Origin of the sequence: Sphingobium olei, assembly GCF_042678845.1 — a bacterium.
Taxonomy (GTDB): Bacteria; Pseudomonadota; Alphaproteobacteria; order Sphingomonadales; family Sphingomonadaceae; genus Sphingobium; species Sphingobium olei.
Genome location: NZ_JBHTLS010000130.1, coordinates 96,310 through 121,808, shown reverse-complemented (window position 1 = coordinate 121,808; position 25,499 = coordinate 96,310). Strand labels below are relative to the sequence as shown.

The 25,499-nt window shown below is 66.1% G+C and carries 21 protein-coding genes; 16 read left to right on the top strand and 5 right to left on the bottom strand.

The genetic code is table 11. From position 1 onward, the window contains the following. Positions 1 to 79: 79 nt before the first annotated feature. Complete coding sequence (gene purD, locus ACFQ24_RS14800) at positions 80 to 1,357, bottom strand: phosphoribosylamine--glycine ligase (protein WP_380912532.1); 1,278 nt, start codon at positions 1,355 to 1,357, stop codon at positions 80 to 82. 7 nt (positions 1,358 to 1,364) lie between these two features. Here purD and xseA point away from each other — a divergent pair, with 7 nt between their 5' ends. From xseA to ACFQ24_RS14785, 3 genes are read left to right on the top strand one after another with little or no spacing between them, the layout of a single operon-like run. Beyond that, entirely contained in the window at positions 1,365 to 2,846 is a 1,482-nt protein-coding gene (xseA, locus tag ACFQ24_RS14795; protein WP_380912530.1) for an exodeoxyribonuclease VII large subunit, read from the top strand. A gap of 25 nt (positions 2,847 to 2,871) precedes the next feature. Next, entirely contained in the window at positions 2,872 to 3,084 is a 213-nt protein-coding gene (locus tag ACFQ24_RS14790) for a DUF2093 domain-containing protein (protein ID WP_380912528.1), read from the top strand. Continuing rightward, complete coding sequence (locus ACFQ24_RS14785; protein WP_380912526.1) at positions 3,081 to 3,923, top strand: M23 family metallopeptidase; 843 nt, start codon at positions 3,081 to 3,083, stop codon at positions 3,921 to 3,923. Before ACFQ24_RS14790 ends, ACFQ24_RS14785 begins: the two co-directional genes overlap by 4 nt. A gap of 18 nt (positions 3,924 to 3,941) precedes the next feature. Here the strand turns inward: ACFQ24_RS14785 and ACFQ24_RS14780 are convergent, their stop codons facing one another. Next, a complete protein-coding gene (locus tag ACFQ24_RS14780) occupies positions 3,942 to 4,469 on the bottom strand; it encodes a hypothetical protein (RefSeq protein ID WP_380912525.1) in 528 nt (175 codons plus the stop codon). A 329-nt stretch (positions 4,470 to 4,798) separates the two neighbouring features. Here ACFQ24_RS14780 and ACFQ24_RS14775 point away from each other — a divergent pair, with 329 nt between their 5' ends. The 3 genes from ACFQ24_RS14775 to ACFQ24_RS14765 all read left to right on the top strand — a co-directional run bounded on the left by ACFQ24_RS14775 (position 4,799) and on the right by ACFQ24_RS14765 (position 10,544). Beyond that, positions 4,799 to 7,780 (top strand): TonB-dependent receptor plug domain-containing protein, encoded by a 2,982-nt coding sequence (locus ACFQ24_RS14775; RefSeq protein ID WP_380912523.1) that lies wholly within the window; start codon positions 4,799 to 4,801, stop codon positions 7,778 to 7,780. An 85-nt stretch (positions 7,781 to 7,865) separates the two neighbouring features. Further along, entirely contained in the window at positions 7,866 to 9,005 is a 1,140-nt protein-coding gene (locus ACFQ24_RS14770) for an aspartyl/asparaginyl beta-hydroxylase domain-containing protein (protein ID WP_380912521.1), read from the top strand. 3 nt (positions 9,006 to 9,008) lie between these two features. Next, a complete protein-coding gene (locus tag ACFQ24_RS14765; RefSeq protein WP_380912519.1) occupies positions 9,009 to 10,544 on the top strand; it encodes a 2OG-Fe(II) oxygenase family protein in 1,536 nt (511 codons plus the stop codon). Positions 10,545 to 10,551: 7 nt separating this feature from the next. Here ACFQ24_RS14765 and clpB read toward each other — a convergent pair whose 3' ends face one another. Next, positions 10,552 to 13,131 carry an ATP-dependent chaperone ClpB gene (gene clpB, locus ACFQ24_RS14760; protein WP_380912517.1) on the bottom strand — a complete coding sequence of 860 codons (2,580 nt, stop codon included), beginning with the start codon at positions 13,129 to 13,131 and terminating at the stop codon, positions 10,552 to 10,554. Between the two features lie 190 nt (positions 13,132 to 13,321). On the opposite strand from clpB, the gene ACFQ24_RS14755 reads away from it, so the two are divergent. The 7 genes from ACFQ24_RS14755 (at position 13,322) to ACFQ24_RS14725 (ending at position 21,660) form a co-directional block, all read left to right on the top strand. Beyond that, positions 13,322 to 16,204, top strand: coding sequence for a M16 family metallopeptidase (locus ACFQ24_RS14755; RefSeq protein ID WP_380912515.1), 2,883 nt, complete (start codon positions 13,322 to 13,324; stop codon positions 16,202 to 16,204). Between the two features lie 23 nt (positions 16,205 to 16,227). Then, the gene (locus tag ACFQ24_RS14750) at positions 16,228 to 16,530 is read left to right on the top strand and encodes a hypothetical protein (protein WP_380912513.1); all 303 of its coding nucleotides are present in this window, start codon (positions 16,228 to 16,230) and stop codon (positions 16,528 to 16,530) included. Positions 16,531 to 16,652: 122 nt separating this feature from the next. Further along, on the top strand, positions 16,653 to 17,102 hold the full coding sequence (locus tag ACFQ24_RS14745) for a MarR family winged helix-turn-helix transcriptional regulator (RefSeq protein ID WP_380912509.1): 450 nt from the start codon (positions 16,653 to 16,655) through the stop codon (positions 17,100 to 17,102). Continuing rightward, a complete protein-coding gene (locus tag ACFQ24_RS14740) occupies positions 17,099 to 19,150 on the top strand; it encodes an FUSC family protein (protein WP_380912507.1) in 2,052 nt (683 codons plus the stop codon). The genes ACFQ24_RS14745 and ACFQ24_RS14740 overlap by 4 nt, the downstream gene beginning before the upstream one ends. Beyond that, positions 19,147 to 19,362, top strand: a complete 216-nt coding sequence (locus tag ACFQ24_RS14735; protein ID WP_380912505.1) for a DUF1656 domain-containing protein — start codon at positions 19,147 to 19,149, stop codon at positions 19,360 to 19,362. Before ACFQ24_RS14740 ends, ACFQ24_RS14735 begins: the two co-directional genes overlap by 4 nt. After that, the gene (locus ACFQ24_RS14730; RefSeq protein WP_380912503.1) at positions 19,359 to 20,267 is read left to right on the top strand and encodes an efflux RND transporter periplasmic adaptor subunit; all 909 of its coding nucleotides are present in this window, start codon (positions 19,359 to 19,361) and stop codon (positions 20,265 to 20,267) included. The genes ACFQ24_RS14735 and ACFQ24_RS14730 overlap by 4 nt, the downstream gene beginning before the upstream one ends. Next, the gene (locus ACFQ24_RS14725; protein WP_380912501.1) at positions 20,260 to 21,660 is read left to right on the top strand and encodes an efflux transporter outer membrane subunit; all 1,401 of its coding nucleotides are present in this window, start codon (positions 20,260 to 20,262) and stop codon (positions 21,658 to 21,660) included. Before ACFQ24_RS14730 ends, ACFQ24_RS14725 begins: the two co-directional genes overlap by 8 nt. Before the next feature lie 20 nt (positions 21,661 to 21,680). On the opposite strand, the gene ACFQ24_RS14720 is transcribed toward ACFQ24_RS14725, so the two are convergent. Continuing rightward, the gene (locus ACFQ24_RS14720) at positions 21,681 to 22,196 is read right to left on the bottom strand and encodes an outer membrane protein assembly factor BamE (protein ID WP_380912499.1); all 516 of its coding nucleotides are present in this window, start codon (positions 22,194 to 22,196) and stop codon (positions 21,681 to 21,683) included. A 160-nt stretch (positions 22,197 to 22,356) separates the two neighbouring features. On the opposite strand from ACFQ24_RS14720, the gene ACFQ24_RS14715 reads away from it, so the two are divergent. Genes ACFQ24_RS14715 through dinB form a run of 3 tightly spaced genes read left to right on the top strand, consistent with a single transcriptional unit; the run spans position 22,357 to position 24,536 of the window. Continuing rightward, complete coding sequence (locus ACFQ24_RS14715; protein WP_380912497.1) at positions 22,357 to 22,881, top strand: ubiquinol-cytochrome C chaperone family protein; 525 nt, start codon at positions 22,357 to 22,359, stop codon at positions 22,879 to 22,881. Continuing rightward, on the top strand, positions 22,878 to 23,414 hold the full coding sequence (locus ACFQ24_RS14710; protein WP_380912495.1) for a YceD family protein: 537 nt from the start codon (positions 22,878 to 22,880) through the stop codon (positions 23,412 to 23,414). The genes ACFQ24_RS14715 and ACFQ24_RS14710 overlap by 4 nt, the downstream gene beginning before the upstream one ends. 39 nt (positions 23,415 to 23,453) lie before the next feature. After that, complete coding sequence (dinB, locus tag ACFQ24_RS14705) at positions 23,454 to 24,536, top strand: DNA polymerase IV (protein WP_380912493.1); 1,083 nt, start codon at positions 23,454 to 23,456, stop codon at positions 24,534 to 24,536. A 7-nt stretch (positions 24,537 to 24,543) separates the two neighbouring features. Here the strand turns inward: dinB and ACFQ24_RS14700 are convergent, their stop codons facing one another. Then, entirely contained in the window at positions 24,544 to 25,350 is an 807-nt protein-coding gene (locus ACFQ24_RS14700) for a DUF1134 domain-containing protein (RefSeq protein ID WP_380912491.1), read from the bottom strand. Positions 25,351 to 25,499 lie beyond the last annotated feature (149 nt).

Below are 25,499 nucleotides of genomic sequence, written 5' to 3'. Positions count from 1 at the left end.
GCGGTTATTTAGGGGCGGTGGACGGCGCGCCGCAAGAGCGTCGATTCCGCCCTTGGAGACTTCTTGTCGTCCCGTCCCCTCATTCCTGCTCGCGGGCGACTTCCCGCCAGCCGATGTCGCGACGACAGAAGCCCGTCGGAAAGTCGATCGCATCGACGGCTGCATAGGCGGCCGCCTGCGCCGCGCGTACCGTGTCCCCCGTCGCCGTGACGTTCAGCACGCGCCCGCCATTGGCGACGAGCGCGCCGTCGCGTTCGGCGGTTCCGGCATGAAAGACCTTTGCGCCCGTCGCCTCCGCCGTATCGATGCCGCCGATGCTGCCGCCCTTTTCCGGCGTGCCGGGATAGCCCGTCGCCGCCATGACGATGGTGAGGGCCGCGCGGTCGGCCAGCGTCACCGGCCCCTGCTCCGCCAGACGGCCTTGCGCCACGGCGAGCAGCAGCTCCACCAGGTCGCCGTCGAAGCGGGTCATCAGCACCTGACATTCCGGGTCGCCGAACCGGGCGTTATACTCGATCAGCTTGGGCCCTTCGTCCGTCAGCATCAGCCCGGCATAGAGTATGCCCGAATAGGGCATGCCTTCTGCCGCGAGCGTTTCCACCGTGGGGCGGACGATCGTGTCGATCACCTGGATTTCCAATTCGGGCGTCAGCACCCGCGCGGGGCTATAGGCGCCCATGCCGCCGGTATTGGGACCGGTGTCGCCATCCCCGACGCGCTTATGATCCTGCGCCGATCCGAAGGGCAGGATCGCGGTGCCGTCGGTCAGGGCGAAGAAGCTGGCTTCTTCCCCGGTCATGAATTCTTCGAGCACCACTTCCTCGCCCGCCGCGCCGAACGCGCCGGAAAACATGGTGTCGAGCGCCTCGAGCGCCTCTTCGCGGGTTTGCGCGATGATGACGCCCTTGCCCGCAGCGAGGCCGTCCGCCTTGATCACGACCGGCAGGGAGAAGTCGTCGAGTGCAGCGATCGCGCCATCCTTGCTGGTCACGCGGACATAGGCGGCGGTCGGGATGTTCGCGCGCCGGCACAGATCCTTGGTGAAGCCCTTCGACCCTTCGAGCTGCGCCGCTTTCTTGTTCGGGCCGAAAACCGGAACGCCCATGGTGCGAAGATTGTCGGCCAGCCCGTCGACCAATGGCGCTTCCGGACCGATCACGACAAGACCGATGGAATGGCGGACGGTAAAATCCAGCACCGCGCGATGATCCGTGGCGTCGAGGTCGACCAGTTGCGCATGCTGCGCTATGCCGGGGTTGCCCGGCGCGGCATAAAGGGTCGAAAGCCGGGGCGATTGCGCCAGCTTCCATGCCAGCGCATGTTCCCGGCCGCCGCCGCCAAGCAGAAGGATGTTCATTTCGCCCATGTCCCCGGATTATGATGCCTATGACAGTTCGGGCCGCCTGTTAGCGGAGGAGCGGGCCGGCGACAACGCGCCGCCGCTGACCGTCAGCGAATTGTCCGCTTCCCTGAAGCGCACGGTGGAGGATCGGTTCGGCCATGTCCGTCTGCGCGGCGAGATATCGGGATTCAAGCGGGCGGCGTCCGGCCACCTCTATCTGTGCCTGAAGGACGACAATGCCGTCATCGACGGGGTGATGTGGAAGGGCGGGGCGCAAAGACTGGCCTTCGCCGCGCAGGACGGGGTGGAGGTGATCGCCACCGGCAAGCTGACCACCTATCCTGGCCGGTCCAAATATCAGATCGTGATCGACCGGATGGAGCTGGCAGGTGAAGGCGCGCTGATGGCGCTGCTGGAAAAGCTGAAGGGGAAGCTAGCGGGCGAAGGGCTGTTCGCGCCAGAGCGCAAGAAGCCGCTGCCCTTCCTGCCGCGCACCATCGGCGTGGTGACGTCGCCCACGGGCGCGGTCATCCGCGACATCCTGCACCGCCTGTCGGATCGTTGCCCAACCGATGTGCTGGTCTGGCCGGTGCTGGTTCAGGGGCAGGGCGCGGCGGAGCAGGTGGCGCGGGCGGTGCGCGGATTCAGCGAGATGGCCGCAGGCGGCCTGCTGCCCCGCCCCGACCTGGTGATCGTGGCGCGCGGGGGCGGGTCGATCGAGGATCTGTGGAGCTTCAACGAGGAAATCGTGGTCCGCGCCGTCGCAGACTGCACCATCCCCATCATCTCCGCCGTCGGGCATGAGACCGACACGACGCTGTGCGACTATGCCGCCGACCGGCGCGCGCCGACGCCGACTGCTGCGGCCGAGATGGCGGTGCCGGTGCGCGCGGAACTGCTGGCGGGTCTTAGCGAAATGAGCCTGCGCGCGGGCCGCGCGGTGCGGCGGGGCGCGGCGCAGGCACGCGAGCGGCTGGACATGCAGGCGCGGCTGATGCCGACGCCCGACACGCTGCTCAGCCCGCAGCGGCAGCGGCTGGATGATGCGTCGATGCGGCTGCAGCATGGCTTGCGCCACCGCCTGGCTGATGCGCGCGCGCATCTGAGCGAAGCAGGCGCGGCGTTGCGCCCTCCCCTGCTCAAGCAGCACCTGACCCGCGCGGCGGAGCGGCTGGACCGGCTGCGGCTGCGACCCGACTATCTGATGCGCGCTCTGTCGGACCGCAGCGTCGCGCTGGACCGGGTGTCGCGCCATTTCGCTTCGCTCGACCCCGATCTGCCGTTGCAGCGCGGCTACGCCCGCATCACGGCGCAGGGGCAGCTGGTGAAATCGGTGGAGGAAGCGCAGGCGGCCGCAGCGGTCACGCTGCACTTCCGCGACGGCGCGGTCGAGGCCACGGTTGGACCGCTTGAGCCGGGACCGGCAGCCGATATACTGCCCGCCCGTTCCCCGCGCAGGACGCGCGAGCCGACGGCAGGACGGCAGCAGGACCTGTTTTCCTGATGCCCGCGAACAGAAAGGCCAACGCATGTTGATGTCCAGCGGGGACCGGATCGCCAGGCTCCATTATATGCCCTACAGCTTCCGCGTGCTGCAGGCGGGCGATCATGTGCTGTGCGCCGTCACCGGCCAGCGGATCGCGCTCGAAAATCTGCGCTACTGGAGCATCGCGCGGCAGGAAGCCTATGCCGATGCGCAGGCGTCCGCAAAGGCGGAGCTGGCCGCGCGCGGGGCGCGATGAGGACTGCCGTCCTCGCGGTGTCGATCGCCCTGGCGAGCGTCGCTGTGGCGCAGCCGGCGGCGCCCATTTCCCATGATTTCGGACTGAACGGCGCGCCCATGCAAGGCGCGGTCTTGCGGGGCGTCGCGCCGCCGAACACGGTTTCGCTGACGCTGGACGGCAAGCCCGTCGCGGTCGATACGGATGGACGCTTCCTCATTGCCTTCGATCGGGATGCCGCGCCAACGGCGCTGCTGACGGCCCGGTTGGGCGGCGGCCGGGTGCTGAGCCAGAGCCTGGCCGTCGCGCCGCGGGAATGGCGGATCGAGCGGGTCGATGCGCCGCTTCGTCCCACAACCAGCAGCGAAGCCTTCCTCGCCCTGCGCCGACCGGAACTGGAGGCCATTGCCGAGGCGCGCGCCAAGGTGACGGACGCGAAGGGGTGGCGGCAATCCTTCATCTGGCCGAGGATCGGGCGAATTTCCGGCCTGTTCGGGTCGCAACGCATCTATCGGGGCGAACCGGGCGCGTTCCACGGCGGCGTGGACATAGCAGGGGCGACAGGCGATCCGGTCGTCGCGCCGGCCGATGGCGTCGTCATCCTGGCGGCGAGCGAGAAGCCCTATACGCTAGAAGGCCATCTGTTGATGATCGATCACGGCCATGGCCTCAACAGTGCCTTCCTCCACCTGTCACGCATCGATGTCCGGCTGGGCGAGGCGGTCCGGCAGGGGCAGCGCATCGGCGCGGTCGGTGCGACCGGCAGGGCGACGGGCCCGCATCTGCACTGGGGCATGAAGTGGAACGACGCGCGGATCGACCCGATGCTGATCGCCGGGCCGATGCCGCAGGGTCGGTGACGGACCGAAGGTCCGGCGTTAGCCGACCCGCTTGATGCGGACGGAGCGGCGGCCGTCGATCTTGCCCATATAGCTGCCAAGAGCCGCGCGCCGGATCTGGACCGACATGCCCTTCTTCGGCGTGGCCATTTCCGTCGGTTCGACCGTCTGCCATTCGGAACCATCGTCCAGCCTGATCGCCCATTTGCCACCAGCGACCGCCGAAGCAGTGGCAATAGTCGCCGTCACTTCTTTTACGCTGTCTCTCTCATCGTCATCGTCGTCGCCGAAAAAGGGCAGCTTCGGCATCGAAAAGCCGAAAAGCGACCTTCGCGCCTTTTTGACATCCTCCTGATCCATGACGATCAGCTTGTTGCTCTCGCTGGCGGTCTTGAGCTCCGTCACCTGCTGGTCGTAGCATTTGAGCCGCGCATCGCTATCCGTGATTGCCTGACAGCGCACCAGCTGGTCGAGCGCCGCCGGTTGCGATTTGACCGCCGCGTCAGAGGCCGACGCGCCGGCCAAAAGCGCCACAATCATGCAGGCCTTGAATAAATGATTGCGCATAGAGCTGCCCTAATGTCCCGAGGGATGGAGGAAGATCACGCGGTGGTAAAAAGGTCAAGGCCCACCGCAAACTCCCCTTCGGGCGCGCGTTCATGGCTGCGGTAGTTACACTGAAATCCGCGTGGGCGTCGTTGGAGCCGGCTTGTGGCATTTATGCTACACAGATCAATCAAAATCCTGCTGCATCGCAACTTTGCTTTACAGCCGTACGGCGCTTGCGCAGACTTTCGGCAGTTTCAGTGGGGGGCGCTGTCGGGCATCTATCCCTCTGCTGAGCGACAAAATGATGGCGGACTCATCCGTCATACTCCAGAGCAAGGGACTGGACAGTGAAGAATATCTCGAGAAGCGCGCTTCTGCGCGCAAGTGTCGCGCCTGTCATACTGGGCGTGATGTTGCCGGCCGCTGCCATAGCGCAGGAACAGCCGGCCGCGGAAAACGCCGAAACCATCGTCGTCACCGGTTCGCGCATTGCGACCCCCAACCAGATCAGTGCTGCTCCCGTCACCACCCTGAGCGCCGAGAACATCCGTGAAAGCGGCTATTCCAAGATCGAAGATCTCGCCAACACGCTGCCTCAGGTGTTCGCCGGCCAGAGCTCGGGCGTGTCCAACGGCGCTGACGGTACCGCGACGATCGACCTTCGCGGCCTCGGGCCGAGCCGTACCGTTGTCCTGATCGACGGTCGACGTCTGATGCCGGGCAACATCGGCGGCGGCGCTGGTGCTGACCTTAACTTCATTCCGGGCGCCTTGGTACAGGCCGTCGACCTGCTGACCGGCGGTGCGTCGTCCACCTATGGTGCAGATGCCGTTGCGGGCGTCGTGAACTTCAAGATGAACCGCGGCTTCCGCGGCATTCGCCTGGACGGCCAGTACAGCCTCTACTCGCACAAGAATGACGACGAGGACATCCAGGCGGTCGTCAACCGCAAGTATCGCGCCCCGGCGGGCAACACCAACACGGGCGGCGCCTATGACGCAACGCTCGCCTTCGGCGTCGGCTTCGACGACGACCGCGGCAGCATCGTCGGTTATGCGGGCTATCGTCATGACAGCGCCATCACCCAGGCGGGCTACGACTATTCGGTCTGCACGCTGAACCCCGACGCCGCCAACAATTATTTCGATTGCGGTGGCTCCGGCACTCCCGCCCGTCCGCGCATCGGCGGCATCTCCGCTGCGAACGCGGCCCTCGCGGGCATTCCCACGGCCAGCAGCTACACGCTGACCGACAACGGCACCCTGACCCCCTATTCTTCGTTGCGCGACGCGTACAACTTCGGCCCGGTCAATTATTTCCGCCGTCCGTCTGACCGGTACACGGCCGGCCTGTTCGCGGAATATGAGATCGACGAGCATTTCAAGCCGTACATGGACTTCATGTTCATGGACTACAGCACCAAGGCGCAGATCGCCGCTGCCGGTGCATTCTATGGACCGCGCACGGTCAACTGCGACAACCCCTTCCTTCAGGGTACGCAGACCGGCCGCGCGATCTGCGGTGCGGCGCTGGGCACCAACGCTACCGCCGACTTCCTGCTCGGCAAGCGCAACATCGAAGGCGGTCCGCGTTTCAACGATATCGGCTTCAACCAGTTCCGTATCGTGACCGGCCTGCGCGGCGACATCAGCGACGCTTGGAACTACGACGCCTATGTGCAGTTCGGGCAGATCAAGGTCGCGAACACCTATCGCAATGACACGTCGAACACCAAGATCGACAACGCGCTGAACGTCGTCAACGTTGGCGGTGTCGCGACTTGTCAGTCGGTGGTTGACGGCACCGACCCATCGTGCGTGCCTTACAACGTGTTCACGCCCAATGGTGTCACCCCGGCCGCTGCCGCCTATATCGGCATCCCGCTGGTGCTGACCGGCACGACCAAGGAAACCATCGTGAACGGCTCCGTGGTCGGCGATCTGGGCATGTATGGCTTCAAGTCGCCCTTCGCCGAGGACGGCGTCAAGATCGTGCTCGGCGCGGAATATCGCAAGGAACAGCTGGCGACCCAACCTGACCAGGCGTACATCAACGGCGACGGTGCCGGCCAGGGCGGGCCCACCCTGCCGATCGAGGGCCAGTACACGGTCAAGGATCTCTTCACCGAAGCCAACATCCCGCTGGTAATGGATCGTCCTTTCTTCGACGCGCTGGCGCTGACGCTTGGCTATCGCCACTCGTCCTACAACGTTCAGGGCGCGACGTCGCAGAACAAGGCTGACACCTTCAAGATCGAGGGCACCTGGTCGCCGATTCGGGACATTAAGTTCCGCGGATCGTTCAACCGCGCCGTTCGGTCGCCTAACATCAGCGAGCTGTTCTTCAACCAGCAGGTCGGCCTGTTCAGCGGCAGCGATCCGTGCGCCGGCGCCGCACCCAGCGCTACGGCCGCTCAGTGCGCCCTTACCGGCGTCACCGCGGCTCAGTACGGCAACATCGACGTCAACTCGGCGGCGCAGTACAACCAGCTGTCGGGCGGTAACCTGAACCTCCGTCCGGAGAAGGCGAACACCTGGACCGCCGGCGTGATCCTGCAGCCCAGCTTCGTTCCGGGCCTGCTCTTCTCGGTCGACTACTTCAACATCAAGGTGAAGGACGCCGTCGGGACGATCGGTTCGCAGGTCATTCTGAACCAGTGCATTCAGTCGGGCGATCCGTTCTTCTGCTCGAAGATCAATCGTTCGCCTGCTTCGGCCGGTGCTGCCGCCGGTTCGCTCTGGCTGGACGAAAGCGGTTTCGTGAACAACCAGACCACGAACACCGGTTCGCTCAAGACCTCCGGCTTCGACCTGAACGGCAACTACTCGACCTCGATCGGCAACAACAAGCTGCGCTGGCAGTTCGTTGGCACGGTGCTGGACAAGTATATCGCCCAGCCGATCACGGGTGGCTTCAGCTATGATTGCGCCGGCTTCTACGGCATCACCTGCGGCAATCCGTCGCCGAAGTTCCGGTTCCAGACCAACCTGAAGTGGACCTTCGCCAACGACATCGCTCTGACGGCCCGTTGGCGCCATCTGAGCAAGGTCAAGGTGGACACGATCAGCTCCGACCCGGATCTGGCCTCGCCGGGCGCTGCCCCGACCGTCGACGAAGTTCTGAAGGCTCAGAACTATATCGACCTTCAGGCCAGCCTGCCGCTCAAGGACACGATCACGCTTCGTCTGGGCATGAACAATGTGTTCGACAAGAACCCGCCCTTGGTCAGCCAGGCATCGCTGGGCGGCTTCGGCAACGGCAACACCTTCCCGGGCACCTACGACTTCCTTGGTCGTCAGCTGTTCGTGAACCTGACGGCCGACTTCTAAGGCTCGTACAAGGTTGCTTGATTGGGCGGCGGAACCTGCGTTCCGCCGCCTTTTCTTTTGCCGGTGCAGTCTTTAAAGGAATGCCATGAACCTGAACGCGATGGACCGCGCGGCGGACGAAGCGGCTGCACGCGGCGACCTGACGACCGCCTGTTCATTATTGGCGGAACGGATCAAGCAGGAAGCCGGCTTCGAGCCAATGCTTAAACTCGCCTCGGTCGAGAGAGCCCAGGGCAATATTCATCGATCGCTCCATTGGGTGGATCGGGCCTTGTCGATCCGGCCGCTAGATCTCATGGCGCTGTTGATGCGTGCCACCCAGCTCCATGCCCTTGGGCGAGAGGATGAGGCGGGCGTAGCCTACGGGCGCGCGCTCGCCCAGTGCGATCGCGCGACCCCGCCCCCTATGCTGCGCCAGATCATCACCACGGCCGAAGAGAGATACGGGCAGTGGCAGGTCCGTCAGTCAGCCGCCTTTACCCAGGCAGTCATCGAAGCGACTGGAAGCCCTCCAGACAGCGATGTTCGGCTGTTCATCGACACGATCTGCCATATCCGCGAACCGCACCGCGCAGGGCCAAGTCATTATTGTTACCCTGGTCTTCCGGAAATTCCGTTCTATCCTGCCGAAAGGTTCCACTGGCTGGAGGAACTGGAGGCGCTGACCCCTGTCATAACGGGAGAATTGGAAGTGCTGCTGGCATCACGTGATGCCGCCAGTGTGGCTTATGTGCAATATCCCGACAGCATGCCGCTCGAACAGTGGGCGACGCTCAACCACAGCCCGGACTGGTCGGCGCTGCATCTGATCGAGAAAGGGCGCTCGGTCCACGCCAATGCGCGGCACTGTCCCGCAACCTTGGGCTTTCTGCAGCGCCTGCCCCAACCCGATATCCCCGGTGCCGGCCCGAACGCCATGTTCTCGCTGCTGGCTCCCGGCACGCACATCCCGCCCCATACCGGCGTGTCCAACACCCGCCTCGTGTGCCATCTGCCGCTTCTGGTGCCAAACGGATGCTGGTTTAGAGCAGGCGAGGAGCGGCGGGAATGGCGGGCTGGAAAAGCATGGGTTTTCGACGATACTGTCGATCATGAAGCGATGAATCCTACCGATCGCCTGCGCGTCATATTGATTTTCGACATCTGGCACCCCGATCTTGATGATGGAGCCCGCGATGCCATTCGGGCGATCATCGCCGCGGGCGGCCACGTCCATGGCCTGTGAGACGTGACGCACCAACTTGAAGTCAGACTGCAAAGGTTGCAGGCTGAACTGGATCCGACCAAACCGGGCCGCGCAAATGGTGCCGACTGCACGGATTTCGCGCTGGATGCGCTGGATGCGCGCCGCCCCGACCTCGCGATAAAGCTGTTGCAGCCTATTGCCGAAAGGGGCTGCCAGGACGCCGTGATCTGGCAATGCTTGGGGCTTGCGTTTCGCGACACCCAACAGATGGATAAAGCAGTGCATGCCTTATCCAGAGCCCACGAGCTTTCGCCCACCGATCCCCGCATCGCCATGGCTGTCGCGCAGGCCCGGTTCGAGCGCGGTGATCCGGCCGCGCAATTGTTCGAGCGGGCCGCCAAGCTGGCTCCCGGCCATCTGGGACTGTTGTTGAACCAGGCCATGGCGCTCGCAGCCGAGGGTGAAGTTGATAAGGCTGATACCATGCTGTCCGGGCTTTTGGGCCGTGCCCCGGAGTGGATAGAGGGGCATGAGGCATTGTCCCTCCTGCGATGGATGAGGGGTCGGGCAGAGCGGTTCCGTGACTCGCTGGATCGCGCCATCGCGCGGCATCCCGCCAATGTCGGCTTGAGGTTGAGCCTGTATCGCATCCTTATGCAAACCGATCATGCCGGTGACGCGCGCATCGTTTTGGATGCGGCAGGGCCGTTGCGCGATCCGGCGCTGGACGCAAGCCGTGCCTGCTGGGAGGCGGAGCATGGCGACTCGGGCGTAGCGATGACTCTCTTCAATCGCCTGCCCGGCGCTGTGGCGAAGCAGGTCGCCATTACCCATGTCCGGCTTTTGCTGAAGGCCGGTCATACCGGCCAAGCAGAGACACGCGCGCTGGCCGCGTTAGACGGCGGGCGGAATATGGCGATGTGGCCTTATCTTTCCACTATCTGGCGGTTGACGGGAAATAGACGAGCGGCATGGTTGGACGGCGAGCCGCCTTATATCGAAAATGTAAATCTCGGGTTGTCCGTCAACGACCTTGCGACGTTGGGGGAGATAGTGCGCGGCCTTCACACGGCGAACGCTTCCTTCCCCGCTCAATCTGTCCGCGGCGGCACGCAGACCGATCAGCCGCTGTTCCACCGGCCTGAGCCGGAATTAACCCATCTCCGCCAATATCTTATCGAAGCGTTCCGGACCTTTGTCGACCGGCTTCCCCCGCGTCAGGCTGGTCATCCGTTGCTGGAATCAGCGCGCAACGATCTGCGATTTCAGGGCAGTTGGTCCGTGCGACTCGAGGGCGGCGGCTTTCATGTTACACATACGCATCCACATGGCTGGATCAGCGCCGTCTTCTACATCGACCGGCCGTCCACCGAAGATATGGGTCGAGCGCCAGCAGGATGGCTCGAACTGGGAACGCCACCGCCTGAGTTGGGGCTAAACCTGCCGGCATATGCCACGGTGGAGCCTGTACCCGGGAGACTGGTCATCTTTCCCTCGACGATGTGGCACCGCACGCTGCCATTCGCGTCGGGGGAAAGATTGACCATCGCCTGCGATTTGCAACCACCCGCCTACTGACGGAGGTCTAGTCCACCGCCAGCTTCAACGCTCCATCCCCGTCCTCCACCCGCACGGTCGCGCCATCGGGCACTTCGCCGCGCAGGATGAGGTCGGCGAGGGGGTCTTGCAGGTAGCGCTGGACCGCGCGCTTCAGAGGCCGTGCGCCATAAACCGGGTCGTAGCCCACCCGGCCTAGCCACGTCCGCGCGCCGTCGGTCAGGTCTAGGGTGATCTTGCGGTCCTTCAGCAGCTTGCCGATGCGTGCGACCTGGATGTCGACGATCGGAGTCATGTGCGCCGCGCCCAGGCGGTGGAACAGGATGATCTCGTCTAGCCGGTTCAGGAACTCGGGCCGGAAATGGGCGCGGACGACGTCCATCACCTGATCCGCCACCTTCTCCACCGGATCGTCGTCGCCAAGGCCCGCGATATACTGGCTGCCAAGGTTGCTGGTCAGCACGATGATCGTGTTGGTGAAATCGACGGTGCGCCCCTGCCCGTCGGTCAGCCGGCCATCGTCCAGCACCTGGAGCAGGATGTTGAACACGTCGCCATGCGCCTTTTCCACCTCGTCGAAGAGGACGACCTGATAGGGACGGCGGCGAACCGCTTCGGTCAGCACGCCGCCTTCTTCATAGCCGACATAGCCGGGAGGCGCGCCGATCAGGCGGGCGACGCTGTGCTTCTCCATGAACTCGCTCATGTCGATGCGGACCATCGCGCTGTCGTCGTCGAACAGGAAGCCGGCGAGCGCCTTTGTGAGTTCCGTCTTGCCGACGCCCGTCGGCCCAAGGAACAGGAAGGAGCCGAGCGGGCGGTTGGGGTCTTGCAGGCCGGCGCGTGACCGGCGGACGGCGGTGGAGACGGCCTTGACGGCATCGGCCTGACCGATGACGCGCTTGCCCAGTTCCGCCTCCATGTTGAGCAGCTTCTCGCGCTCGCCCTCCAGCATCCGATCGACCGGGATGCCGGTCCAGCGGGACACGACGGCGGCAATGTCCTCGCTCGTCACTTCCTCGCGCAGCATCGCGCCCTTCGACGCGGACTGCGCCTCCTCAAGCTGCTTTTCCAGGGTCGGGATCGTGCCATATTGCAGTTCGCCGGCCTTGGCATATTCGCCCGAGCGCTGCGCCTGCTCCAGCTGGACACGCGCGGCGTCAAGCTGCTCCTTGAGCTTCGCTTCGCCGGCGATCTTGTCCTTTTCCGCCTGCCAGCGCTGGGTCAGTTCGGCCGACTGCTGCTCCAGATTGGCGAGGTCGGATTCGAGCGCGGCCAGGCGGTCCTTCGACGCCTGATCGCTCTCCTTCTTCAGCGCCTCGCGCTCGATCTGCAATTGCATGATGCGGCGGTCGAGATTCTCGATCTCTTCGGGCTTGCTCTCCACCTCCATGCGGATGCGGCTCGCCGCTTCGTCCATAAGGTCGATCGCCTTGTCGGGCAGGAAGCGGTCGGTGATGTAGCGGTTAGAAAGCGTTGCGGCGCTGACGATCGCGCTGTCGGCAATGCGGACGCCATGATGCGTCTCATATTTGTCCTTGATGCCGCGCAGGATGGAGATGGTATCCTCCACCGTGGGTTCGCCGACGAACACGGGCTGGAACCGCCGCTGGAGCGCGGGATCCTTCTCCACATATTTGCGATATTCGTCGAGCGTGGTCGCGCCGATGCAGTGCAGTTCGCCGCGCGCAAGGGCGGGTTTCAACAGGTTGCCGGCGTCCATCGCGCCTTCGGACTTGCCCGCGCCGATCAGCGTGTGCATTTCGTCGATGAAGAGGATGATCTGGCCGTCTGCGCCTTTCACCTCGTCCAGCACGCCCTTCAGCCGCTCCTCGAACTCGCCGCGATATTTGGCGCCGGCGATGAGGCTGCCCATGTCGAGCGCCATCAGCGTGCGATCCTTGAGCGTATCGGGCACGTCGCCGTTTGCGATGCGCAGCGCCAAGCCTTCGGCGATGGCGGTCTTGCCGACGCCGGGCTCACCGATCAGGACGGGATTGTTCTTGGTGCGGCGGGCGAGAATCTGGATCGTGCGGCGAATTTCCTCGTCGCGGCCGATGACGGGATCGAGCTTGCCTGCCCTCGCCGCATCGGTGAGGTCGCGGGCGAATTTCTTGAGCGCGTCGTAGCGGTCCTCCGCCCCTGCGGTGTCGGCGGTTCGGCCGCCGCGCAGCTGGTTGATCGCGGCATTGAGCGCCTCGGCCTTCACCCCTGCAGCGGCGAGCGCCTTGCCCGCAGCGGTCGTGGTGGCAAGTGTGAGGGCGAGCAGCAGCCGTTCGACCGTGACGAAGCTGTCGCCAGCCTTCTGAGCGACCTGCTCGGCGGAATCGAGGACGCGGACGGCGTCATTATCGAGGCCGGGGGTCTGCTGCGCGCCGCTGCCCGAAACGGCGGGCACCTTCGCCAGCGCGGCGTCGGTTTCGCGCAGCGCGACCTTTGGATCGCCGCCGGCGGCGCTGATGAGGCCGGACGCCATACCCTGCTCATCCTCCAGCAAGGCCTTGAGCAGATGCTCCGGGCTGATCCGCTGGTGGCTCATGCGGATGGCGACGGTCTGCGCCGACTGGAGAAATCCCTTGGCGCGGTCGGTGAATTTTTCGAGGTTCATGGCGTCCCACTCTTACTTTCGGACGACATGTAGTGTTGCTGAAAAACAACACAAGGGCCATGCCGAGATTATCGCGGACGGCGGGCGCAGCCCATCGAAGCGTATTGCGCGGCTATCACGCCCCGCTATGGTGCGGGCAGGCGCGGCGGGTTCCCGCCCGCATGGTGCACGCTCTTGCCAGAGGCCCCCGATGATCCTTTCCTCCCTGTCGCGCCGCCTGACCCTGATGGCCGGCCTCTCGTCGCTGGCCCTGATGCCGGCGACGCATGCCATAGCGCAAGGCGCGTCGGCGGCCACTGCGCCAGCCCCGCTGTCCAGCCTCGTGTCGAAGGTCGACATTCCCTATGAGGAGTTCCGCCTGCCCAACGGTCTGCGCGTCATCGTCCACACCGATCGCAAGGCGCCGGTGGTGGCGGTGTCGGTCTGGTATCATGTCGGGTCGCGCTACGAGCCGGCGGGCAAGACCGGCTTTGCCCATCTGTTCGAGCATCTGATGTTCTATGGATCGGAAAATGCGGACGGCCCCTTCTTCGGGCGGCTGGAGGATATCGGTGCGACCGACTGGAACGGGACGACCTGGTTCGACCGCACCAACTATTTCGAGACGGTGCCGACCGGCGCGCTCGACCGGGCGCTGTTCCTCGAATCGGATCGCATGGGCCATCTGCTGGGCGCGGTCACGCAGGTGAAGCTGGATACGCAGCGCGGCGTCGTACAGAATGAAAAGCGCATGGGCGAGAATGAGCCCTATGGCCTGGTCGAATATGCGCAGCTCGCCGCTTTATTGCCGGAGGGGCATCCCTATCGCCATTCTACCATCGGATCGATGGCAGACTTGAACGCCGCGAGCCTCGCCGACGTGCAGACATGGTTCAAGACCCATTATGGCCCCAACAACGCCGTGCTGGTGCTCGCGGGCGACATCGACCTAGCGACGGCGAAAGCGAAGGTCGGCAAATGGTTCGGCAACATCCCCGCCGGCCCTGCCCCTAAGGATGTCGACGCCAGCGTGCCCACGCTGGCGAAGGACGCCGAGGTGACGATGCATGACAATGTCGCCGCCACCCGGCTCTATCGCAACTGGATCGTCCCGGGGGTGAATTCCGCCGACCTGCCGCAGCTCGACCTCGCCATGACCGTGTTCGGGGGGCTGGGATCGTCGCGGCTCGACAATGCGCTTGTCCGTGACGAGAAGGTCGCGGTCGCCGTCAAGGCCAGCATCCAGCCGTTCGAGAAGCTGTCGATCGCCGAGATCACGGTGGACGTGAAGCCGGGGGCGGACCCGGTCGCGGTGGGCAAGCGGCTGGACCAGTTGCTGGCCGACTATCTGGCCAAGGGGCCGAACGCGGACGAGGTGCTGCGCGCCGCGACCCGGCAGGCGTCCGGCACGATTTCGGGGCTGGAAAAGGTCGGCGGCTTTTCCGGCAAGGCGGTGACCCTTGCCGAGGGTGCGGTCTATTCCGACGACCCCGCCAAATATAAGAAGGATCTGGCAATCTACGCCGCCGCGACGCCGCAATCGGTGAGCGCGGCCGCGCGCAAATGGCTGGGTCGGCCGGTGCTGCGCCTGACGGTGGCGCCGGGCGAGCGCAGCGCGGCGGACAATGCGCTGGCAGGCAATGCTAAGGCTGAGGGCGCCACCCACCAGCCCGCCTACTTCCAGCAGCCCGGCACGCCGGCCCCGGCGGCGGGCAGCCCGCCCGCCCCCACCAAGATCGCGGAACCGCCGATCGAACCGGTCAAGGATCTGGACTTTCCCGATGTCGAGCGGGCGACCCTGAAGAACGGGATCAAGCTGGTCTTCGCGCGGCGGACCGCCGTGCCGACCGTGCGGGTGTCCGTGGCGTTTGATGCCGGCAATGCCGCCGACGACAAGGCGAAACTGGGCACCGCCGGCCTCACTGCCGCGCTGCTGGACGAAGGGACGACCACCCGGTCGTCGAAGCAGATCGCCGAGGAACAGGAGCGGCTCGGCGCGTCGATCAGCGCGGGCAACAGCATGGACCGCACGACCGTGGGGCTGTTCGCGCTGAAGCCCAATCTGGACGCGTCGCTGGGCCTGCTGGCGGACGTGGTCCGCAACCCCGCCTTCAAGCCAGAGGAGGTTGAGCGGCTGCGCGGACAGGTTCTGACGCGGATCGCGGCGGAAAAGACCGAGCCGATGGCGATCGCGCAGCGGATGCTGCCGCCGCTGCTCTATGGACAGGCGCATCCCTATGGCATCCCTTTCACCGGTTCCGGCACCGAAACGGGCGTCAAGGCGGTGACCCGCGCCGATCTCACCGCATTTCACGACAAGTGGCTGCGGCCCGACAATGCGACGATCTTCGTCGCGGGCGACACGACGCTGGCCGAGATGATGCCGTTGCTGGAGAAGCGGTTCGGCGATTGGAAGGCCCCGGCCACCGCCAAGGGCGTGAAGACGTTCCGGATGGACCGGATGATGCGCCCGGCGCGGATCGTCCTCATAGACAAGCCGCAAAGCCCGCAGTCGATGATCCTCTCCGGCCTGCTCACCAACAAGAGCGGCACCGACAATCCGGTGACGCTCCAGACCGCCAACGAGGTGCTGGGCGGATCGACCTCCTCGCGGCTGTGGATGGACCTGCGCGAAACCAAGGGCTGGGCCTATGGCGTGGGCACGGCGCTGTCTGGGGTCAAGGAAACCATCCCGCTGCTGGTCTATGCCCCGGTCCAGACCGACAAGACGGGCGAGTCGATCATCGCCGTGCGCAAGGACATGAACGACTATCTGACGACCAAGGGCACCACGGAAACCGAGCGCAACCAGACGATCAACAGCCAGATCCTGTCATTGCCCGGCAGTTTCGAGACATCGTCCGACCTGCTTTCCGCGATGATGCGCAACGACCTGATCGGGCGGCCGGACGACTATTATGAGACGCTGCCCAAGACGTATCGCGCCATGACCGCCGCCGATTTCGACAAGGCCGCGCGCGACGCCATCAATCCCGACCGGTTGATCTGGGTCGTGGTCGGCGACGCGAAACTGGTGCGGCCACAGCTTGACGCGGTGGGGTTGCCGGTGGAAACGGGGACATTGGCGGATTGACGGATACGTAAAGGAGAATCAAGATGGCTACCGTGGATGGCGCATATGATTGCGTGGCCAAGACGCCGATGGGCGACCAGAAGGGTGTGTTCACCGTCATCAGCAGCGGCGATCGCTTCAACGGCACGTTCGCCGGAATGATGGGATCGCTGGACGTGGTCGATGGCCAGGTGGCGGGCAACAAGCTCACATGGAAAATGGAAATGACCATGCCCATGCCCATGACGCTGGAATGCGAGGCAGATGTGACGGGCGACAGCATCACCGGTACGATGCAGCTGGGCGCATTCGGGGCATCGGCCTTTTCCGGCACCCGCCGCCCCTGACCTGCCCCGGCAGCGGACGATGAGCGCCCCCGCCGCGATGCGGGGGCTTTTTTTGTGTTTGTGAGACAGCGAAGTAGACAGTCGCGGCTTGATTATATTCGTTAGTTAGCTAACTAATGGATATGGCTTTGCTTGATCCGCAGCGCGCGCTGGCGCACAAGATGGCTCCCGTTGCACGCAACTGGCGGCGGCTGGCCGACGAAGCGCTTGCGGAGCTGGGCGTATCCAACAGCGCCGCCTGGTGTCTGCTCCATATCGAGCGGGACGGCCCCACCGTGCGGCAAACGGATCTGGCCGATTCGCTGGATGTCGCGGGGCCATCGCTGGTCCGCACGCTGGCCCAGCTGGAAAGCGCAGGCCTGGTGGAACGCGCACAACATCCCAACGACAAGCGCTCCAACCTTATCGGGCTGACGGAAAAGGGCCACGAACTGGCGGGGCGGGCCGAAGCTCGGCTGGCGGACCTGAGGGCCGACTTGCTGAAGGACGTGCCCGACGATGTAGTAGAGGTCGCCGTCTGGCTGTTCGACCTGCTCAACCTGCGCATCAGGGAATATCGGACGCGGCCATGAGCGAACGGTTCGGCCTGCCTGCCGCGATTTTCTCCGTCAAATGCCTGCTGGCGGCCATGCTGGCGCTGTTCGTGGCGTTCAGCATCGGTCTGGAGCGACCCTATTGGGCCTTCCTCACCAGCTATATCGTCGCCCAGCCCATGGCAGGCGCGGTCATATCCAAGGCCGTGTTCCGGGCGATCGGTACGCTGGTGGGCGCGACCTTTGCCGTCGCGGTCGTGCCGCCGCTGGTCAATGCGCCCGAACTGCTGGTGCTGGCGATGGCGGGCTGGCTGGCGCTATGCGTATTCGTATCGCTGCTCGACCGGACGCCGCGATCCTACATGTTCGTGCTGGCGGGCTATACCGCCTGCCTGATCGTGTTCCCCGATGTCGACACCCCGCAGACGATCTTCACGGTGGCGTCACTACGGGTGCAGGAAATCCTGATCGGCATCGCCTGCGGCAGCCTGGTCCACGGGGTGCTGCTGCCCGGATCGATCACCGGCGCGCTGCTGGCGCGGGTGGAGACGATGCTGCGCGACGCCGAACGCTGGTCGCGCGACGCGATCGCCACCAGCCCGATCGAGGGACTGGATGCCGAGCGGCGGCGGCTGGCGCAAGACGTCACCGAACTGCACCAGATGTCGATCCACCTGCCCTATGACACAAGCCGGCAGGCGCCCCGCATCCGGACGGTGCGCGCGTTGCAAGACCAGCTGTCGCTGCTGCTGCCGCTGGGCGCCGCGGTGGAGGACCGGCTGGCCCAGTTGACAGCCGCGAACGGCGGCATGGTGCCCGCCAGTGTCGAAGCGCTGATCGCCGATGTCCGCGCCTGGCTCGATTCGCCGCCGGTCGACAATGCGGCCCGCGCGGCCCGCGCCCAGGCGCTGATCGATCGATGCCACGCGATGGAGCCGGCGCTGCGGGCCGAGATGGAATGGGCGGACATGATGCGCCTCAGCCTCTTTTCCCGTCTGGCGACGCTGATCGCGGCGCATCGCGACTGCCGCGACCTGGCGGATCAGATGGCGACGCACAGCCGCGCGCCGCTGACCCCCCGTGTGGCGCAGTTGCTCGCCGGGCGCAGAGACCGGGCGCTCCATCGCGACTATGCAGGTGCTGCGCGCGGCGCTTTCGGCGCGTTCGTGACCATCCTCGTCGGCTCCGCCCTGTGGATCGGCAGCGGATGGAAGGACGGCGGCGGCGCCGTCATGCTTGCCGGCGTGTTCCTGGCGCTGTTTGCGGCATCGGACAATCCGCTGGCTCCGCTCAAGGGCTTCATGGTCGGCACGCTGGCCGCGACCGCGCTGGGTGCCGTCTATGGCTATGTGATCATGCCGCGGCTCGACGGGTTCGCGATGCTGGCGATGGCCTATGCACCGGCGTTGCTCGTGCTGGGAGCGATGATGGCGTCGCCCACATGGGCGGGCATCGCCCTACCGACGCTGCTGGGACTTGGCAGCCCCGTGCTGCTGTCCGACCGATATGTCGGGGCCTTTGCCAGCTACGCCAACGGCGCGGTGGCGCAGCTCGTGGGGATATGGTTCGCGATCGTCATGACCGGGCTGCTGCAATCGGCCGGAGTGGAGGGCGCGATCCGGCGGACGGTGCGCGCGGGATGGCGGGACATTGCCAGCCGCGCCACACTGATGACGCCGCCTGATGTGCGCGGATGGATCAACCGGATGCTCGACCGGATCGCCCTGCTCGCTCCGCGCCTGGCAGCGACCCGGCAGGATAGCGGCGCGCCGCTCTACGATGCGCTGCGCGACCTGCGCACCGGGGTCGCCATCGGCGAGCTGCGGCAGGTGCGGATCGACCTGCCGCCCGATCAGGCCGCATCGCTGGGCGACGTGCTGGACGGAGTCGGCAGCTATTATCGCACGCTGGACCCCGCGGCCCCCGCTCCAGCGGACGGCGCGTTGTTGCACGACATCGATGCCGCGATCGGCGATCTGGCCGCGCATCCCGACGCCGCCGTGCAGCGCGAAAGCGTGCTAGGGCTGGTCAGCCTGCGCCGGAACCTGTTTCCGCAAGCGCCCGGCTACAGGAGGATCGCCGCATGACCGGAGAAATCGCGCTGGGCGGCATTTTCGTGCCGACGCTGCTGCTGCTGGCGCTGGTGGCGCTGATCCTCGCCTGGGCGGTGACCCGGCTGATCGGCGCGTTCGGCCTCTATCGCTTCGTTGCCTATCGGGCGGCGGTCGACCTCAGCCTCTTCATCCTTATCCTGGGCGGTCTCGCCCTGCTCGTCCCCACATTTGGAATCCGCCTATGAAGTCGATCCTCCCCATGCTGACCCGCAGCGCCGTCACCATCATCCTGGTCATCGCGGCCGCCCTGGCCGCGATCTGGATGTGGAACCATTATGAGCGCAGCCCCTGGACGCGCGATGGCAAGGTGCGCGCCGATGTGGTGCGGGTGACGCCCGACATCAGCGGCCTGGTGACGTCGGTCGCGGTGCGCGACAATCAGCAGGTGAAGGCGGGCGACCTGCTGTTCGTCATCGACACGCCGCGGTACGCGCTGGCGCTGGAGCAGGCCAAGGCGCGGATCGCAAGCGCGAGGGCGACGCTGGCCCAGGCGCAGCGGGAGGCGCGTCGCGACCTGGCGCTGGGCGATCTGGTCGCGGCGGAAACGCACGAGCAAAATGTCGCGCGGGTGGAGACCGCGCAGGCGGCGCTGGCCGAGGCGATGAGCGCGCAGGAAGGCGCGGCGCTGAACCTGAAGCGCACGCGCGTGCTGGCGTCGGTCAATGGCGTGGTGACGAACCTGGACCTGCATCCGGGCGACTATGTGGGGGCAGGATCGCAGGCGCTGGCGCTGCTGGACAGCGATTCGCTGCGCGTCGAAGGCTATTTCGAGGAGACGAAGCTGGGCCTCATCTGCATCGGCGCGCCGGTGAAGGTGCGGTTGATGGGCGAGGCCCAGGATCTAAGCGGCCGGGTGGAGAGCATCGCCTTCGGCATCAATGACGGCAGCCGGTCCGATTCGGGCAATCTGCTGCCCAATGTCGAACCGACCTTTTCCTGGGTGCGGCTGGCGCAGCGCATTCCGGTGCGGGTGAAACTGGACCGGCCGCCGCCGGGGCTGCGGCTGATTTCAGGGCGGACTGCGACCGTGACGGTGCAGCCGACGGACGACAAGGCAAAGGCAAAGGCAGGAGACTGTCGCCATGCGTAAGGGCGTGGCGGCGCTGTTGGCGGCGCTGGCGCTGTCCGCCTGCGCCACGGCGGGGCCGGATTATCGGCCGCCCGTCCTATCCGCCGCGACCGCGCCGGCCGCGACGGGTGCCTTCCATTCGGCACAAGGCCAGTTTTTCGCCCCGGCCGAGCTGCCCGATCGCTGGTGGCGGCTCTATGCCGATCCGCGGCTCGACGCGCTGGTGGAGCAGGCGCTGACCGCCAATGCCGACCTGAGGCAGGCGCAGGCCAATGTCGAGCGCGCGCAAGCGGTGCTGCGCGAGGCGGAGGCGGGGCGAACCGTCAGTACGGGAGTGGAGGCAGGCGGCACGCTGGCCCGGCCGTCGGGGACGGGATACAGCCTGCCGGGCGTAGTCGGCTATGATCTTGGCCTGTCGGCATCCTATCCGCTCGACCTCAACGGGCGCATCCGCCGCGCCATAGAGGCGAGCAGCGCGGACGTGGAAGCGAGCGCGGCAGCGCGCGACTATGTGCGGGTCAGCGTGGCGGCAGCGGCGGCGCGGGCCTATGCGCAGGTATGCGCCGCCAATTTCAGCCTGGCGGTCAATCGCCGCGTCGTCGCCCTGCAACGCGACACGCTGGACGCGACACGCCGGCTGGCGCGGGGCGGGCGGGGCACGGCCTTCGACGTGAGCCGGGCGCAGGCGGCGATGGAGGCGAGCGCGGCTGCCCTGCCCGCCTTCGAAGCGCAGCGGCAGAACGGGCTTTACCTGCTCGCCACGCTGTTGGGCCGGCCGCCGGCCGACTATCCGCGGGAGGCGGAGGGCTGCGCCGCGCTGCCATCGATCGGCCAGCCGATTCCGGTGGGAGACGGCGCGGCGCTGATCCGGCGGCGGCCCGACATACGGGGGGCCGAGCGCGCGATCGCCGCCGACACGGCGCGGCTGGGCGTGGCGACGGCGGACCTCTATCCGCAGGTCAGCATCGGCGGGTCGGTGGGATTGTCCGGTCCGTTGAAGGATATTGGCGGCCCGACCAGCTTCGGCTTCAGCCTGGGGCCGCTGCTGAGCTGGAGCTTCCCGAACCGGCCTGTAGTGCGGGCGCGGATCGCGCAGGCGGACGCGCAGGTGCGGGCCGACATCGCCGGCTTCGACGCCAATGTACTGGAAGCGTTGCGGCAGACGGAAACGGCGCTGGAAAGCTATCGCCGGGATGCGGAGCGGGCAGCGGCACTGGACCGGGCGCGGGACAGCGCGGCGACATCAGCCGCGCAGGCGGCGCGGCTGTTCCGCTTCGGACGGGGCGATTTCCTGTCCCTGCTGGACGCGCAGCGCAGCCTGGCGAGCGCGGAAGTGACGGCGGCGGCGGCGCGCACGCAACTGGTTCAGGATCAGATCGCGCTGTTCCTGGCGCTGGGCGGCGGCTGGTCCTGAACGGGCGTCAGGACCGCCCGTCAGCTGCCGTTCGGGCCGCTGCCGTTCGGGCCCGATCCGCTGGCACCGCCCATGCCGCCAGCGCCGACCGCGCCGATATTGCCGAAGATTTCGTCGAACAGGCTGCGATGGCGACCCAGCGTCGGCGTCTTGTCGCCCGAGGGCGAGATGCGGGCGACCTGTTCCAGCCCGATACGGTCGACCGCCGCGACATTGCCCGCCGGATCGAAGCGGACGCGCAGCACCGTCTGCTCGACGGGCCGCGGGTTGGAGAAAGCCAGCGATTTCATGCTGCGCGAGACATAATACCAGTCCTGCTCGCCGAACTGCGACACGAAGCTGGGGCGACCCAGCGTCCCTTCCACCGAGGCGCGATTGTCGATTCCCGGCTGGACCGAATCGACCAGCAGCTTGTCGACCTGATAGCCCTGATGCGTGCGGATGCGGGTGCAGGCCGATGTGCCGAGCAGCAGCGCGCTAAGGCCGACGGCGATGAGGAGTCGCCCGCGACGGGAGTGGCGGCTGAACTGAGGCATGAACTTCTCCGGCGGGGGGCAGCCCGCATACCCTTGGAATCTACGATCTCGCCATTGCATTGGGCGACGCCGCGATCAATATGGAAATGCGCGCGCGCCCACAAGGGGCGCGAGTACCGGATGACGCGCGTCCGCCCGATCCATCCTGAAAAGCCAGCCCATGTCCGCACGCCCTTCCTTCCTCCAGCGCCTGATGGGACGTACTGATCCCCGCGAGGCGCTGCGCCCACTCTACAATGCCGTCATCGGGGAGGCGCGTCAGCCGCACTGGTATCTGACCGGCGCGGTGCCCGACACGATCGACGGCCGGTTCGACATGCTGGTCGCCATATTGTCGCAGGCGCTGGTGCGGCTGGAGCAACTGGGTGCGCCGCAGGAAAGCGTGTGGCTGACCGAACTCTTCGTCGAGGATATGGACGGCCAGTTGCGGCAGGAAGGGATTGGCGACGTGGTGGTCGGCAAGCATGTCGGCCGGATGATGAGCGCGCTGGGCGGGCGCATCAGCGCCTATCGTGCGGCGCTGACGCAGGGCGGCGACATGGGCGAGGCGCTGCGCCGGAACCTCTATCGCGGCGGGCCGGTCAACGAGGAGGCGGTCGCGCATGTCGAGGGCGCGTTGCGCGCCCGCTGGACGCGGCTGAATTGCCTCAGCCGCGATGCGCTGCTGGCGGGAGACCTTGGATGAGCATGGCACCGGAATTTTCGCGGATCGTGAAGGCCGATCAGGTGAAGCGCTTGACCGGCGACACGCATGTCGAGGCGGACGAGAGCGAGCGGGCGGCGCTGGCGCGGCGCTTCGGCCTGTCTGCGCTCGACCGGCTGGAGGCGGATTACAGCCTGACGCAGGAGGGCGACGCGATCCTGGCGCGCGGACGGGTGCGGGCGGCGCTGGCACAGCCCTGCATCGCAACCGGCGAGCCGGTGGCCGAAACGATCGACACCGATTTTGCCCTCCGCTTCGTGGTAGAAGGCGAGGCGCTGCCCGAAGGTGAGGAGCTGGAACTGGACGCGCAGGATGTCGACACGATCGGCTATGACGGGCAGTCGATCGACATGGGTGAGGCGGTGGCCGAGACGATGGCGCTGGCAATGACGCCCTTCCCCCGATCGCCCGATGCCGACGCCTATTTGAAGGAGGCGGGCGTGCTGAGCGAAGAGCAGGCCAGTCCCTTCGCCGCGCTGCTGGCGCTCAAGGGCAGCGACGACAAGGCAGGCTGACGTTTCCCTTTCGTTCCGGTGCGTGGCATAAGGGCGCGCATGGATTCGCCGCCCCCGCGCAAGATCATCCATATCGACATGGACGCCTTTTATGCGTCGGTCGAGCAACGCGACGATCCGTCGCTGCGCGGGCTGCCGATCGCGGTGGGGGGCGGCGGGCCGCGCGGCGTGGTGGCGACCTGTTCCTATGAGGCGCGCCGGTTCGGCGTTCGATCGGCCATGCCGGGCGGACGGGCGCGGCGGTTGTGCCCGAACCTTGTGTTCGTGAAGCCTCGGTTCGAGGTCTATCGCGCGGTGTCCGGGCAGGTGCGCGAGATATTCAGCCGTTTCACCGACATCGTCCAGCCGCTGTCGCTGGACGAAGCCTATCTGGATGTGACGGTGAACAAGCCGGGCATCGCGTCCGCGACGCAGATCGCGGAACAGATCCGCGCCATGATCCGGGCGGAGACGGGCCTGACCGCGTCGGCCGGCGTGTCCTACAACAAGCTGATCGCAAAGCTGGCGTCGGACCAGAACAAGCCAGACGGCATCTGCGTCGTGCGGCCGAGCGAGGGCGCGGCCTTCATCGCCGCCATGCCGGTGCGGCGCATCCATGGCGTGGGACCGGTGACGGCGAAACGGATGCAAGCGCTGGGGATCGAGACCGGCGCGGACCTGCGCGCGCGGGACATGGGGTTTCTGCAAGCGCACTTCGGCAGCGCCGCCGACTATTATTATCGCGCCGCCCGCGGCGAGGACGATCGGCCGGTGCGCGAGCGCGAAGGGCGCAAGTCGGTGAGCGTGGAGGACACCTTCTTCGACGACCTGAGCGAGGAAGCAGCGTTGGTGGCGGAGCTGGACCGGATCGCCGACAATCTGTGGGGGCGGATCGAGAAGGCGGGGGCCTGGGGCCGCACCGTCGTGCTGAAGATCAAGTTCGCGGATTTCCGCATCATCACCCGATCCCGGAGCTTCTCGGCCCCCGTTCGGTCGAAGGCGGTGCTGGCGCAGGCGGGGCGCGACCTGCTGCTGGCGCAGTTGCCGCTGCGCATGGGGGCGCGGCTGCTGGGCCTTGGCGTCCACAATCTGGAAGGCGAAGAGGATGTCGAACAGGGCGAGCAGTTCGCCCTGTCGCTCTAGAGCCAGGTCAGAAAGGCAGCCAGTTCCGCTTTTCGGTGAATTTCATGTAGCCGGCGTTGACGCCCAGCCGGTAGCCGACGCCAAGGCGGATCGGGATCAGCACGACATCGCCCCAGCGCAAGTAGGAGGCGGTGAAGCCGCCGACCAGATAGGCCGTCCCCTCCGCCGCAGGGAAGCGGTGATAAAGATCCTGCGTATCGTAGAGATTATAGACAAGGACGAAGGTGTTGGCCGCGTTGCCCCCGACATCGAAGCCGATCGACGGGCCGGTCCAATAGACTTCGCGCTTGCCCTCCACCTTGTGGTTCAGCGTGCCCGAACCGTAGCGCAGGCCAACGACGAAGGCGCCCGACGCCTCACGCCCGGCGATATAGGCGTTGGGCCGGCCCTGATCTTTCAGCACTTTCTCGATGATGCCGGCGAGACCCTGCGCGCCCTTGCCGAAGACGCCTTCCGCCGCGCCGATCAGGTCGTCCTGCTGGTAGGAATCGCTGGGCGATGGCGAGGCGGGCGGGCTGGTGGGGGTGACGGGCGCACCGGTGGCAGTGGTAGCGGTCGACGGGGGAATGCTGCCGGTGGATGCGGGAGGCGCGCTCCTGCTCTCCGCCTGCACCGTTGGATCGACGCCTGGATCGGTCGGCGTCGTGCGAGCCGGTGGCGGTGGGGCGAGATCGGCGTCGATGGCGGTGTTGGGATCGATGGTCCGCACCTGTGCCGCGGCGGCGAGTGGCATGAGGCTCATGCCCGCGACGGCCGCGCCCCATGCCGCCGCACGCCCGATGCGAGCGCCGATGCGCCAGGTAATGCCGATCATGCCCTTATACTCCCCGCGATGTGCGTTTCCGGCAACAATAGCCTGCGATTATCGAAAGCGAAGCTGAAACGGCAATGAACGAACGGCGACCCGAGTCCATAGCGCGCCCGGCCGAATCCCTTTTCCGCCAAGCCCGTCAAAAAATCGGC

What these genes read in the sequence shown, in the direction of transcription:
- ACFQ24_RS14735 (WP_380912505.1), top strand. Translation starts at nt 19,147, where the DNA reads ATGACCGGAGAAATCGCGCTGGGCGGCATTTTCGTGCCGACGCTGCTG.
- ACFQ24_RS14755 (WP_380912515.1), top strand. Translation starts at nt 13,322, where the DNA reads ATGATCCTTTCCTCCCTGTCGCGCCGCCTGACCCTGATGGCCGGCCTC.
- ACFQ24_RS14730 (WP_380912503.1), top strand. Translation starts at nt 19,359, where the DNA reads ATGAAGTCGATCCTCCCCATGCTGACCCGCAGCGCCGTCACCATCATC.
- ACFQ24_RS14770 (WP_380912521.1), top strand. Translation starts at nt 7,866, where the DNA reads ATGAACCTGAACGCGATGGACCGCGCGGCGGACGAAGCGGCTGCACGC.
- ACFQ24_RS14780 (WP_380912525.1), bottom strand. Translation starts at nt 4,469, where the DNA reads ATGCGCAATCATTTATTCAAGGCCTGCATGATTGTGGCGCTTTTGGCC.
- ACFQ24_RS14740 (WP_380912507.1), top strand. Translation starts at nt 17,099, where the DNA reads ATGAGCGAACGGTTCGGCCTGCCTGCCGCGATTTTCTCCGTCAAATGC.
- ACFQ24_RS14725 (WP_380912501.1), top strand. Translation starts at nt 20,260, where the DNA reads ATGCGTAAGGGCGTGGCGGCGCTGTTGGCGGCGCTGGCGCTGTCCGCC.
- ACFQ24_RS14745 (WP_380912509.1), top strand. Translation starts at nt 16,653, where the DNA reads ATGGCTTTGCTTGATCCGCAGCGCGCGCTGGCGCACAAGATGGCTCCC.
- ACFQ24_RS14750 (WP_380912513.1), top strand. Translation starts at nt 16,228, where the DNA reads ATGGCTACCGTGGATGGCGCATATGATTGCGTGGCCAAGACGCCGATG.
- ACFQ24_RS14785 (WP_380912526.1), top strand. Translation starts at nt 3,081, where the DNA reads ATGAGGACTGCCGTCCTCGCGGTGTCGATCGCCCTGGCGAGCGTCGCT.
- ACFQ24_RS14710 (WP_380912495.1), top strand. Translation starts at nt 22,878, where the DNA reads ATGAGCATGGCACCGGAATTTTCGCGGATCGTGAAGGCCGATCAGGTG.
- purD (WP_380912532.1), bottom strand. Translation starts at nt 1,357, where the DNA reads ATGAACATCCTTCTGCTTGGCGGCGGCGGCCGGGAACATGCGCTGGCA.
- ACFQ24_RS14790 (WP_380912528.1), top strand. Translation starts at nt 2,872, where the DNA reads ATGTTGATGTCCAGCGGGGACCGGATCGCCAGGCTCCATTATATGCCC.
- ACFQ24_RS14715 (WP_380912497.1), top strand. Translation starts at nt 22,357, where the DNA reads ATGTCCGCACGCCCTTCCTTCCTCCAGCGCCTGATGGGACGTACTGAT.
- dinB (WP_380912493.1), top strand. Translation starts at nt 23,454, where the DNA reads ATGGATTCGCCGCCCCCGCGCAAGATCATCCATATCGACATGGACGCC.
- ACFQ24_RS14720 (WP_380912499.1), bottom strand. Translation starts at nt 22,196, where the DNA reads ATGCCTCAGTTCAGCCGCCACTCCCGTCGCGGGCGACTCCTCATCGCC.
- xseA (WP_380912530.1), top strand. Translation starts at nt 1,365, where the DNA reads ATGTCCCCGGATTATGATGCCTATGACAGTTCGGGCCGCCTGTTAGCG.
- ACFQ24_RS14700 (WP_380912491.1), bottom strand. Translation starts at nt 25,350, where the DNA reads ATGATCGGCATTACCTGGCGCATCGGCGCTCGCATCGGGCGTGCGGCG.
- clpB (WP_380912517.1), bottom strand. Translation starts at nt 13,131, where the DNA reads ATGAACCTCGAAAAATTCACCGACCGCGCCAAGGGATTTCTCCAGTCG.